At 76.6% G+C, this 12388-nt stretch carries 8 protein-coding genes; all 8 read left to right on the top strand.

The window, feature by feature from the left end; all coding sequences use genetic code 11:
- Positions 1-1499, top strand: a 1499-nt coding sequence (locus tag IF88_RS0138835; RefSeq protein WP_158754883.1) for an SDR family NAD(P)-dependent oxidoreductase, incomplete at its 5' end; no start/stop codon positions are given.
- Entirely contained in the window at positions 1492-6117 is a 4626-nt protein-coding gene (locus IF88_RS0138830) for a type I polyketide synthase (protein WP_051838320.1), read from the top strand. The genes IF88_RS0138835 and IF88_RS0138830, both read left to right, overlap by 8 nt.
- Positions 6107-6427, top strand: coding sequence for a hypothetical protein (locus IF88_RS0138825; protein ID WP_030723954.1), 321 nt, complete (start codon positions 6107-6109; stop codon positions 6425-6427). Before IF88_RS0138830 ends, IF88_RS0138825 begins: the two co-directional genes overlap by 11 nt.
- A gap of 7 nt (positions 6428-6434) precedes the next feature.
- On the top strand, positions 6435-7301 hold the full coding sequence (locus IF88_RS0138820; protein ID WP_063754906.1) for an alpha/beta fold hydrolase: 867 nt from the start codon (positions 6435-6437) through the stop codon (positions 7299-7301).
- A 2-nt stretch (positions 7302-7303) separates the two neighbouring features.
- Positions 7304-8470, top strand: coding sequence for a glycosyltransferase (locus IF88_RS0138815; RefSeq protein WP_030723947.1), 1167 nt, complete (start codon positions 7304-7306; stop codon positions 8468-8470).
- Positions 8467-10335, top strand: coding sequence for a class I SAM-dependent methyltransferase (locus IF88_RS0138810; protein WP_051838318.1), 1869 nt, complete (start codon positions 8467-8469; stop codon positions 10333-10335). The genes IF88_RS0138815 and IF88_RS0138810 overlap by 4 nt, the downstream gene beginning before the upstream one ends.
- Positions 10332-11351 carry a hypothetical protein gene (locus IF88_RS0138805; RefSeq protein ID WP_078893423.1) on the top strand — a complete coding sequence of 340 codons (1020 nt, stop codon included), beginning with the start codon at positions 10332-10334 and terminating at the stop codon, positions 11349-11351. Before IF88_RS0138810 ends, IF88_RS0138805 begins: the two co-directional genes overlap by 4 nt.
- Positions 11352-11389: 38 nt before the next feature.
- A partial coding sequence (locus IF88_RS49245; protein ID WP_051838316.1) for an alkaline phosphatase family protein occupies positions 11390-12388 on the top strand: 999 nt, incomplete at its 3' end.

Genomic DNA, 12388 nt, shown 5'->3' with positions numbered 1-12388 from the left:
CCCCCACACCCACACCCACACCGCCACTCACCCGCCTCCGAGTGGACACGGCACCCGCCCCCCTATCCGCCCCCGCCCCGGACCCGGAAGCCCTCCACGGCCTGCGGATCGGCGTGGTGGACGACGGCCAGGGCCTCGCGCGGGCGCTCTCCACCGCACTGCAGGCGTACGGCGCCGAGCCGCACCCCCTCACCGAACCCGAGCCCGGCTTCGACGGCATCGTCGACCTGACCGCCCTGCGGACCGGCTCGGAGCCCGTCCTGCCCCAGCTCTTCCCGGCCCTGCGCCGCACCCTGACGGGCGGAACGCACCGGCTGCTGCTCGTCACCGCACCCGGCACCCCCGCCGCCGGCCTGCACGGATTCGCCCGCAGCGCCGCCCTCGAATTCCCCGGCGCACTCGTCCGCGCGGTGGACGTCCACCCCAAGGAGGCTCCCGAGCAGATCGCCGCGCAACTCCTGGCAGAACTGGGCTGCGGCACACCCCACTCGTCCGTCGGCTACACACCCGACGGCATCCGCACCACCCGCACACCGGTCCCGGCCCCACTCACCGCCGTCGGCGACACACCGCCCGGCGGCACGGTGCAACCCCTCGGCCCCGACTCCGTGGTCCTGCTCACCGGCGGAGCCCGCGGCATCACCGCCCGCACCGCCCTCGCCCTGGCCCGGACCACGGGATGCCACATCGAACTCCTGGGCCGCACCCCCGAACCAGCCGCCACCGCCACGGACGAGTTCGCCCAGGCCCAGGACCGCGTCGCCCTCCGCGCCGCCCTGATCGCCTCGGGGCTCCGTACGCCCGCCGAGATCGAGGCCGCGGCCTCGCGGATCCTTGCCGAGCGCGAGGTGCGCGCCACCCTGGCCGCGCTCGCCGCGGCGGCCGCCTCCGTCCGCTACCACTGCGCGGACGTCACCGACGAACGGGCCGTCCGGGCCGTCGTGGCCGACGTACGGGAGCGCCACGGCCGGCTCGACGGCATCGTGCACGGCGCCGGCGTCCTGCGCGACGGCCTGCTCGGCGACAAGCAACCGGCCGACTTCACGGACGTGTTCACCACGAAGGTGTCCGGCGCCCGGCACCTGGCCGCCGCGGCCGCCGAGCACGGCCCGGCGCCCGCCCCCCGCTTCCTGGCCCTGTTCGGGAGCGTGGCCGGGGTCTACGGCAACCGCGGCCAGACCGACTACGCCGCGGCCAACGACGCCCTCGACGGCCTCGCGCACACCTGGGCGGAGTCCTTCCCGGGCCGGGTGCTGTCGGTCGACTGGGGCCCCTGGGCCGCGGAGGCGGGCGGGATGGTCACCCCCGAGCTGGAGCGTGCGTACGCCCGGCGCGGCATCCCGCTGATCGATCCGGCGGCCGGCACCGCCGCGTTCCTGGCCGAACTGTCGCACGGGACCGACGTACAGGTGGTCCTCATGGCAGCGGCACAGACGGAAACGGCACAGACGGCGACGGCACAGGCGGAAACGGCACGGGAGGACGGAGGCCGTGAGTAGCCGCCGCAACGACACCGCCCCCCGCCCCACCGACGCCGCCATCGTCGGCATGGGCGCGGTCTTCCCGGGCGCCCCCGACCTGGCCGCGTACCGCCGCAACCTCCTCGCCGGTACGGACTCCATCGGCGAGGTACCGCCGGGCCGCTGGGACCCCGAGGTGTACTACGACCCGGCCGCCGGGGAACCCGCCGCCGGACCCTCCGCCGGCGACCGCTTCTACTGCCGCAGGGGCGGCTTCGTCGACGGCCTCGCCGCCTTCGACCCGACCCGTTTCGGGATCATGCCGGCCGCCGTGGAGGGCGCCGAGCCGGATCAGATGCTGGCCCTGCACGCGACGGCCGAGGCGATCGCCGACGCGGGCGGCGAGGACCGGCTGCCGGCCGACCGTTCACGGATCGGGGTGGTGCTGGGGCGCGGCGGTTTCATGGGCGTGGCCACCGCACGTCTGGACCAACGGGTGCGCACGGCACACCAGTTGGCGCAGACCCTGCGGGAGCTGGCGCCGGAGCTGGGCGAGCGGCGGATCGCGGCGGTGCGCTCGGCCTTCCAGGACGCGCTGGGGCCGGAGCGGCCGGACGCCTCGATCGGGCTGGTGCCGAGCTTCACGGCCGCCCGGACCGCGAACCGGCTGGACTTCCGCGGCCCCGCCTACACCCTCGACGCGGCCTGCGCCTCCTCCCTGCTGGCGGTGGACCAGGCGGTGGGGCTGCTGGCCACGGACCGCTGCGACGCGGTGGTCGCGGGGGCGGTGCACCACTGCCACATCGCCACGCTGTGGAGCGTGTTCACGCAGTTGCGGGCGCTGAGCCCGAGCGAGCGGATCCGGCCCTTCGACCGCCGGGCCGACGGGACCCTGCTGTCCGAGGGGACCGGGGTGGTGCTGCTGAAGCGGCTGGCGGACGCGCAGCGGGACGGCGACCGCGTGTACGCGGTGATCCGCGGGACGGGCGTGGCCGGGGACGGCCGGGCGGCGAGCCTGATGAGCCCCCTGGTCGCGGGCCAGGTGCAGGCCCTGGAACGGGCCTGGCGGGAGGCGGGGCTGGACCCGCGGGCGCCGGGCGCGCTGGGCCTGCTGGAGGCGCACGGGACGGGCACCCCGGTCGGCGACGCGGCCGAACTGGACACCCTGGCGCAGGTGTTCGGCCCGCCCGAGCCCGGGAACGGGCGCGGCATCGGCTTCGGTTCGGTGAAGTCGATGCTCGGGCACACCATGCAGGCCTCTGGCATGGCGGGGCTGATCAAGGCGGCGCTCGCGGTGCACGAAGGGGTGCTGCCGCCGACGCTGCACCTGGAGGAGCCGCACGCGGACCTGGCCCGGACCCGGATGCGGCCGGTGACGGAGGCGGAGCCGTGGGAGCGCGGGCCGGAGCCGCGCCGGGCCGGGGTCAACGCGTTCGGGTTCGGCGGGATCAACGCGCACGTGGTCCTGGAGGAGGCTCCGGCGGCCGCGCGCCCGCCGCTTCCGGTGCGGCGGTTCCTTCCGCTGGGGGCGGCGGCCGCGCCGTTGGGGCCGGCCGCGCGGGCCGACGTACTGCTGATCGGCGCGGACACCCCCGCGGAGCTGTCGGCCCGGCTGGCGTCCGCTTCGGCGGCATCCGCTTCCCCGGCCTCCGGCGGCGACGGTCCCTGCCGGGTCGCGGTGGTCGGGCCGACGCCGCAGCGGCTCGCGCTCGCCGCGAAGGTGGTGGCGCGGGGCCGGCCGTGGCGGGGGCGCGGGGACGTGTGGTTCACGCCGGAGCCGCTGGGCGGCCGGGTGGCGTTCCTGTTCCCGGGCCTGGAGCCGGAGTTCGCCCCCGTGGTCGACGACGTGGCGGACCGGCTCGCGCTGGAGCCGCCCCGGCTCACCCGGGGCGCGACCCTCGTGGAACGGGCCCTGGACGCGATCGCGACGGGCCGCTTCTTCGCCAGGGTGCTGCCCGGGCTCGGCATCGAGGCCGATGTGCTGGCGGGCCACAGCCTGGGCGAGTGGGCGGCGATGGTGGCCGCCGGAATGTACCCGCAGGAGGCCGCCGACACCTTCCTCGATTCGCTGCGGCCGGACGACCTGCGGGTGCCGGACCTCGTGTACGCGGCGCTGGGCTGCGGTGCCCGGCGGGCCGAGGCGGCGCTGCACGGCCTGGACGCGGTGGTGGTCAGCCACGACAACTGCCCGCACCAGTCGGTGGTCTGCGGGGATCCGGACCAAGTGGCTTTGGTGGTGCAGCGGTTGCGCTCCGACGGGGTGCTCGGCCAGGAGCTGCCGTTCCGTTCGGGCTTCCACACCCCCATGTGGCAGCCGTACCTCGGCCAGGTCCGCGCCGCCTTCGGCCGGCTGCCGCTGCGGGGCGGCTCCCTGCCGGTGTGGTCGGCGACGACGTGCTCGGCGTTCCCGTCCGCCCCTCGGGAGGTGCGGGAGCTGGTGGTCCGGCATCTGCTGGAGCCGGTCCGCTTCCGCGAGTTGACGCTGCGGCTGTACGAGGACGAGGGCGTGCGCACCTTCGTCACGCTGGGGCCGGGCAGTCTGCCGGGCTTCGTCGAGGACACCCTGCGCGAGCGTCCCCATCTCTCGGTGTCCACCTCCTCCCCCCGCCTGGCCGGCCTCGCGGCGCTGGGCCGCACCTGCGCGGCGCTCTGGGCCGAGGGGCACGCACCGCGCTGGGGGCTGCTGGCCGAGGCGGCCCCGGCGGCCGGTCCGACGCCTCGCCCCGGCCCGGCCGCGCGGCGGCCGGCACCCGCCGGGCCGGGGCTCCGCCGCATGCCGCTGGACCTCGGGTCCCCGCTGGTCCGCCTGGGCGAGGCGGCCCGCACCTCGCTGACCGGCCTGCTCACCCCGGCCGCCGCCCCCGCTGCCGACCCGGCGCCGTCCGCCCACGCGAGCCCGGCCCCGGCGGCCGGCCCGGCGGCGGGCGCGGTCCGGCCGGTGCTGCTGGCCGCCCTGGACGCGGTGCTGGCCGACGCCGACTCGGCCGCCCGGGCCGTCACCGACGCCTGGTCGGCCTCTGCGGACCCACCCGGTCACGGTGGTCCGGGTTCGGGGAGGGCCGCGGGGAAGGAGCTCCTGCGGCTCTCGCTCGCCGCGCTGCCCTCCGTACGCGACCACTGCGTGTACCTCCAGCCCGACGGCTGGCCGGAGGACTCCGACCGGTTCCCCGTCGTGCCCATGACCACCATGCTGGAACTGGCCGCCGACGCCGCCCTGCGGCACGCCCCGCCGGGTCTCGCCGTCGTCGGCTACGAGGACGTACGGGCCCTGCGGTGGCTCGCCGTCGAGCCGGCCGTCGACGTCGAGGTCCGCGTGCGCGGTGACGGGCCCGGCCGGTCGCACGTCACGCTCGGGGAGTACGCCTCGGTGGTCGTGCTGCTCGGCGAGCGGTACGGGGAGCCGCCCGCGCCCGACGACACGCCGCTGCGCGACCCCGGGCCCGCGCCCGTCAGCGCCGCGGCCCTCTACCGGGACCGCTGGATGTTCCACGGGCCGCGCTTCGCCGGGGTCCACGAGGTGCGCACGGTCGGCTCGGACGGCATCCACGGCGTGCTGCGGGCCCTGCCCGACCAGGGCGCGCTCCTCGACGCCGCCGGGCAGCTCTTCGGGCACTGGATGCAGCTGCGGCTCCCCGTGGACCGGCTGGTCTTCCCGGCCACCGTGGACCACATCCGGTTCTTCGGGCCGCCGCCGGCGCCGCGGGAGCTGGTCACCGTGACCGCCCGGATCCGCGAGGTGCGCGACGTCACCGTGCGCGGTGACCTCGAACTGCGCCGGGGGTCCGGCGGGGTGTGGGCCCGGATCGACGGGTGGACGTACCGCCGGTTCGGCGCCGACGAACGGGTCTGGCCGATGAAGTTCACCCCGGAGGTCTGCGGGATCGGCGAGCCCCGGCCCGAGGGCTGGTGCCTGGCCCGGCGCCGCTGGACCGATCCCGCCTCGCAGGAGCTGGTGATGCGCCGCTACCTGGGCGCCGCCGAGCGGGCGGTCTACGAGCGGCTGTCGCCGCGGGCCCGGGCGCCCTGGCTGCTGGGCCGGATCGCCGCCAAGGACGCGCTGCGCGGGCTCCTGTGGGACGGCGGAGCCGGACCGGTGTTCCCGGCGGAGGTGCCCATCGGGAACGACGCGGCCGGCCGGCCGCTCGCCGAGGGCCCGCTGGCCCGGGGATACCGGCTGTCGATCGCCCACAAGGACCGGATCGCGGTCGCCCTCGCCGACCCGGCGCGGGCGGTCGGCATCGACGTGGAGCCGGTGACCGCGGACCCGGACGCGCTGGTCCGCATCGCCCTCGGGCCGGACGAACTCCGCCTCGCCGAACGGCTGGCGGCCCGCGGCGGCACGGGGCTGCCGGCCGCCCTGACCGCCCTGTGGTGCGCCAAGGAGGCCGCCGCCAAGGCGGAAGGCAGCGGGCTGGGCGGCCGCCCGCGGGACTGGCGGGTGGCCGGCGACCCGGATTCCGGCGGCCTGCTCGTGACGTCCCCGGACGGTCACCCGTACCCGGTCCGCACGACCCGGCTCGGCACTCCGCTCAGCGGCTTCCCGTCGGCCGCCGCGCCCGCCGGCCCGCCGCCCGACCACGTCGTCGCCTGGACCGCCCACCCGACCGCGCCCTCCCCCGTCCCCTTCCACCTCACGGAGAACCGTCATGGCAACTGACATCCTCGCCGAGATCACGGGCATGCTCGTGGAGATCGTCGGCGACGAGTACCTCCTCGCGGAGGAGGTCACGATGAAGACGACGTTCAACGAGGACCTCGCCCTGGAGAGCATCGAGTTCGTCGCCCTCGCCGAGCTGCTCCACCACCGCTACGGCGCCGAGGTGGACCTGATGGGCTTCCTGGCGGAGAAGGACATGGACGCGATCCTGGCCATGTCCGTGGGTGAGCTCGTCACCCACATCGGCCGGATCACGCACACCTCCCTGGCCCGGGTCTCGGCGGGCACCTCGCCCGCGTCGGCCGGCTGAGCCCGCCATGGCCGTCGTCCTCGCCGACTCCCTGCGCTTCCACGTCCAGCGGCTCCCGGCCGCCGACGGAGCCGACGCCCCGGACCGCCCCGTCGTGGTCTTCCTGCACGGGCTGGTCGTCGACAACCTCTCCTCCTTCTACTGCCCCCTGGCGCTGCCGGTGGCCCGGGCCGGGCACGAGGTCGTCCTCTACGACCTGCGCGGCCACGGCCGGACCGAGCGCCCGGCCTCGGGCTACGACAGCCGCACCGCCGTACGGGACCTCTTCGCGCTGCTCGGCGCGCTGGGCCTCGGACAGCGTCCGGTCCACCTGGTCGGCAACAGCTACGGCGGGACCCTCGCCCTGCACGCCGCCCTGGCCCGGCCCGACCTCGTCGCCGGGCTCACCCTCCTCGAACCGCCGCTCGGCGGGGCGTGGGTGGAGAACATGGTCGACACCCTGTCGGCGGCCGCGCTCAGTCTGGAGGACAGCCCGGTCCCCGCCGAACTGCTCACCCTGCGCCTGCGCAAGGCCGCCAACCTGACGGCCATCGCCGACGCCCTCCTCAACCGCACCTCGCTCATCGACGACATCGCCGCGAGCCGCACCTTCACCCCGGCCGACTACGCCCGGCTGCGCTGCCCGGTGCTGACCGTCTGCGGCGAGCACTCCGAACTGGTCCCGGGCGCCCGGGAGCTGGCCCGCCACGCCCCGCGGGGCGCGCTGCGGATCCTGCCGGGCCTGGGGCACGACGTGCTGAAGGAGAGCAGCGGGGTGTTGCGCGATTCCGTGCTGGCCCATCTCGACGTGACGGCCGCGCAGGCCGCGACGACCGTGACGGCGACGGCAGCGCAGGCGGCGGCGCGGCCGCGGGCGGGAGCGCTGGTCCTGTGAAGGTGCTGTTCACCGTGCCCCCGCTGGCCGGGCACGTCAATCCGACCGTGGCCGTCGGGGCCGAACTGGCCGCCCGCGGACACGAGATCGCCTGGGCGGGGCCGGCCTCGGCGCTGACCCGGCTGCTCCCGGCGCAGGCCCGGATCCTGCCGGCCGGCGAGGAGTCGGGCGGCGGGTACGCGGCGCTGCACGAGCGCTGGCGCGACCTGCGTGGGGTGGGGGCGCTGCGGTTCCTGTGGGAGGAGGCGCTGGTGCCGCTGGCCCGGGCGATGGTGCCGGGCGTGGAACGGGCCGTCCGCGCCTTCGGGCCGGACGTGCTGGTCGCCGACCAGCAGGCCCTGGCCGGGCCGCTGGTCGCCCGGCGGCTCGACGTCCCGTGGGCGACCTCCGCCAGCACCTCGGCCGAACTGACCAGGCCCTTCGCGGACTTCCCGAAGGTCGGGGAGTGGGTGGCCGGGCAGATCGCCGGCCTGCTCGCGGAGTTCGGTGACGCGGCCACGCAGTCGGGGGGCTGGGACCCGCGGTTCTCGGAGCGGCTGGTCCTGGTCTTCTCCACGCCCGAACTCGTGGGAACGGTCAGGGACTTCCCGGCGCACCACGCCTACGTCGGGCCGGCCTTCGGGGCCCGGCCGGCCTCCCCCGGATTCCCCTGGCAGCGGCTGGACCCGGCGCGCCGGCGGGTGCTGGTGTCCCTGGGCACCCTCAACCAGGAGGCCGGGGCCCGCTTCTACGGCGCGGTGCTGGGAGCCGCCGAACGGCTCGCCGCGGACGTCCAGTTCGTACTGGCCGCGCCCTCCTCGCTGATCGGGCCGGTGCCCGGCCACGTGCTGCTCCAGGAGAGCGTCCCGCAGCTGGAACTGCTGCCGCACCTGGACGCGGTGGTCTGCCACGCCGGTCACAACACCGTCTGCGAGGCCCTCGCACACGGGCTCCCGCTGGTCGTCGCCCCGATCCGGGACGACCAGCCGATCGTGGCCCGGCAGGTGGTCGAGGCCGGAGCCGGAATCCGGGTGCGGTTCGGCAGGACCCGGGCCGAGGAACTGCGCGACGCGCTCACGGCCGTGCTGGACGATCCCGGCCCCCGCCGGGCCGCCCGGCGGATCCAGGCCTCATTCGCCGCGGCGGGCGGGGCTGCCGCCGCGGCCGACCGGTTGGAGAAGCTGCTATGACGCCACCCCCGATCTCCCGGGTCCGGTGGACCTCCGCGCTGTTACTGGCCGTGCTCGCCGCCGGCACCGTACGCGCCGGGCGCCGGCTGCGGGCCATCCCGGTGCTGCCGGTGACCCCGCCCGCGGCGGCCGACGTACCGCGGCCCGCCGGGTGGCGGCTGCTCACCGCCCGCGGCGTCGAGCCCGACGCGGCCACCTTCCTCGCCGCCTGCGCGCACGCCGAAGCGGAGGGCCTGCGGGTGCTGGACCTGCTGCCCGCGGACCTGCCCGCCGAGCGGGCCCTGGGGCTGCTGCGGCTGGTCGACCCCGCCCGGTACCGGTGGGACCGGCTCGGCGAGGGGCGCGGAGCCGGCTTCGCCGTGCTCGTCGCCGAGGAGGTGCTGGCGCGGGCCGAGGTGGATCCGGTCGGGCCGCGCCCGGATCCGGCGGAGCTCCTCGCGCTGACCCGCCGGTTGAAGGAGTACGCCGCCGACGCGACGGGCCTGGCCATCGCCCCCGGCCTGAGCTGCGGCGGACCCGCGGAGCCCGGGGGGCCCGCGCGGGTCGCCGAGCTGCGGGCCCAGGGGCTGCCGCCGGGGGCGCTGGCCGCCGCGCAGCTCGGCGGGCTGGCGCTGCTGGCGGGCGCCGCGCTGCGCCAGGGCCGGTGGGGGGCGGCCGCGGCCGGGCTGTACTGGCTCCAGCCGTACCTCGTCCTGGGCGGCCCCGGCTCCCCGCTGCGGCCCGCCGGTCTGGCCCGGGCCACCGCGGCCCGGCCGCTGCGCTCCCTCGGCGCCGCCCTGCGTACGGCCGCGGCCGCCGGCCGGGGTGGAGCGGGCGAGGACCGCGCGCCGGACACCGCCCGGGCCGCCGCCTACCAGGCCGAACTGGCCTCGGGTACGGCGCGGTTCCTCGAACCGCGCCGCCCGGACTGCCCGTGGTGCGGCTCCGGCCGCCTCGCCGTCCGGGTCCGGGTGCCCGACCTGCTCCAGGGCAAGCCCGGCCTGTTCACGCTGGAGCAGTGCGGGGAGTGCGGACACGTCTTCCAGAACCCCCGACTGACCCTGGAGGGGCTGGAGTTCTACTACCGCGACTTCTACGACGGACGCGGCGGCGAGGGCGCGGGCGCGGTCTTCGGAAGGCTGGGCGCCGCCTACCGGGGGCGCGCCGAGATGCTCCTCCCCCACGCCGATCCGGGGTCCTGGCTCGACGTCGGCACCGGGCACGGGCACTTCTGCAACGCGGCGCGGGCCGTCTGGCCGCGGACCCGGTTCGACGGGCTGGACATGGGCGACGGGGTCCGCGGTGCGGAGCGCCGCGGCTGGGTGGAGACCGGATACCAGGGGCAGTTCCCGGAGTTCGCGTCGAAGCTCGCGGGCCAGTACGAGGTGGTCAGCATGTACCACTACCTGGAGCACACCCGGGATCCGCTCGCGGAACTGGACGCGGCGGCCGCCGTGCTGGCCCCCGGCGGGTTCCTGACCATCGAGCTGCCCGACCCGGAATCACGGATGGCCCGGCTGCTCGGCCCGGTGTGGCTGCCCTGGTTCCAGCCCCAGCACCAGCACCTGATGCCCGCCGCGAACCTGCGCGAGGCGCTGGCCGACCGGGGGTTCACCGTCCTCGCCGAGGAACACGGACCGGCCCACCAGGGCAACGACTTCTTCGGCGCGGTGGCGCTCGCGGCGACCGGGCTGGCCCCGGACCCGGACCGTCCGTGGGGTCCCCCGGCCACGGCCGGCGGGCGGGCCCGCGCCCACGCCGTTCGGCTGGCCGCCCTGCCGGCCTTCGCGGGCGCGGCGGTACTCGACGCCCTGCGCACGGCGGCGGCCCACCGCACGGACGGGGGCAACGCCTACCGGATGCTGGCCCGCAAGGACGTGTCGTGAAGCGCGCGGAAGCCCCGGGGCCGCACACCGCGGGCGCCGCGGGCGCCGCGGGCACCGGGCCCGGCACGGACCGGGCCGGAGGGAATTGCGTCGGCCCCGGCGCAGGGGAACCAGTCGGCCCCGCCGGAGGCGACCTGGCTCGGCGGGCCACCGTCGATCCGCTGTTCCGGCTCGTCGCGTACGCACTGGAGGCCGCGCACGGACGGCCGCCCGCCGCCGTGTGGAGCGCGCCGTACGCCTTCCACCTGCGCTCCCCCGGGCTGGTGGCGGCGGCCGGCTGGCCGACGGCGGCCGCCGCGGCCCCGCGCTCCGACGGCCTGGTGCGGCTCAGCTCCCTCGCCCACCCGGCGGAGAGCTGCGATCTGCCGCTGACGCTGTCCGGGCCGCCGCCCGCCGCCCCCGACTGGGCCGTGCGGCCGTACACGGTGCTGCGGGCGCTGGCCCGCGCCGGGTACGGCCGGGGCGGGTCGGACCTGCACGTGCAGGGCTCGCTCACGGGGGCGGCCGGGCTGGCCACGTCGGAACCCGCCGAGTGCGCGGTGGCGCTGGCGGTGGCCGACGTGCACACGGCGGCGGGTGCGCGGCCGGACCGCGCGGAACTGGCCGGGCTGCTGGCCGGCGCGCTGCCGGACGGGGACGACGGGCTGCGCCGGGCGGTGCTCTTCGCCCGGCCCGGCCGGGCCCTGCCGGTGGGGCCGGAGCCCCGGCGGCGACAGCGGTACGTGACCTTCGATCCGGCGGCGTCGGGAGACCGGCTGGTGCTGGTCGCCGTGCGCGGCGAGGCCGCGGACCGGCCGCGGGAGCTGGCCCGGGCCGTGGCCTGCGCCCGGCGGGCCGGTGCGCTGAGCGCGTGGCCGCCCGGGCCGCGGCCGGGGCGGAGCGTGCTGGTGCTGCTGCCCGAGGCGCGACTGACGGCGGTACGGGCCGCGGTCGCGGAGGACTTCCGCGGCCGCGGGATGCCCGTACCGCGCTTCCTGAACATCGCCGTGGCCGGTGCGGCGCGGCGCGAGGAATGACACCGGGTCGCTGGACCCACGACAGGGAGGAAACACCCATGCCCACCCCCTCACCCTCACCCAGGGCCGAGCTGAGACGCCGGGCCCGCTGGTCGGCGCTCGTGGCCGGGCTCGGCGCGCTCGGCCTGCTGGGCGCCTTCACCGTAGCCAACTCCCAGGCGGCGGAGAGCGGTTCGGCCGCCCCTGCGGCGGCGGCCGCGGCCGCGCTGCCGGCCTACGACCACGTGGTGGTCGTCGTGTACGAGAACAAGCAGTACGGGGAGATCATCGGCAGCGCCAACGCCCCCTACGTCAACCAGCTGGCCAACGGCGGCGCGAGCCTGACCGGCATGAAGGCGCTGACCCACCCCAGCCAGCCGAACTACTTCAACCTCTTCTCGGGTGCCACGCAGGGCATCACGGGCGACGGCTGCTACACCCCGCAGTCGATGACGGCGCCCAACCTCGGCCAGGAGCTGCTCGCCGCGGGCAAGACCTTCGCGACGTACAACGAGGACCTGCCGAACGAGGGGTCCACGGCCTGCACGAACGGCCAGTACGCGCAGAAGCACAACCCGTGGTTCGCCTTCAAGAACGTGCCGCTGAACACCGGGAAGACCTGGACGCAGTTCCCGCAGAACAACTTCGCGGCGCTGCCGAACCTCTCCTTCGTGGTCCCCAACCAGTGCAACGACATGCACTCGTGCTCGGTGAACACCGGAGACACCTGGACGCGGAACAACATCGACGCCTACGCGCAGTGGGCGAAGGCCAACAACAGTCTGCTGGTGCTCACTTGGGACGAGGACAACTACCTCGGCTCGAACCAGATCGCCACCGTCTTCCACGGCGCGAAGGTCAAGACCGGCAAGTACGCCACGGCCTTCAACCACCACCACCTGCTGCGGACCTTCGAGGACCTCTTCGGCACGGCGACGCACGCGGGCAACGCGGCCAACGTCCAGCCGATCAGGGAGGTGTTCGACACGTCGACGGAGCCCACCCCGACCCCCACTCCCACCCCGACCCCGACCCCCACTCCCACCCCCACTCCCACC

Origin of the sequence: Streptomyces sp. NRRL F-2580 (genome assembly GCF_000720115.1) — a bacterium.
Taxonomy (GTDB): Bacteria; Actinomycetota; Actinomycetes; order Streptomycetales; family Streptomycetaceae; genus Streptomyces.
Note: the sequence above shows the minus strand (reverse complement) of the source record. Positions and strands in the feature narration are given on the sequence as shown.

Bases quoted from the DNA above. Each gene is read 5' to 3' on its own strand.
- IF88_RS0138825 (WP_030723954.1), top strand. From the start codon at position 6,107: ATGGCAACTGACATCCTCGCCGAGATCACGGGCATGCTCGTGGAGATC.
- IF88_RS0138810 (WP_051838318.1), top strand. From the start codon at position 8,467: ATGACGCCACCCCCGATCTCCCGGGTCCGGTGGACCTCCGCGCTGTTA.
- IF88_RS0138820 (WP_063754906.1), top strand. From the start codon at position 6,435: ATGGCCGTCGTCCTCGCCGACTCCCTGCGCTTCCACGTCCAGCGGCTC.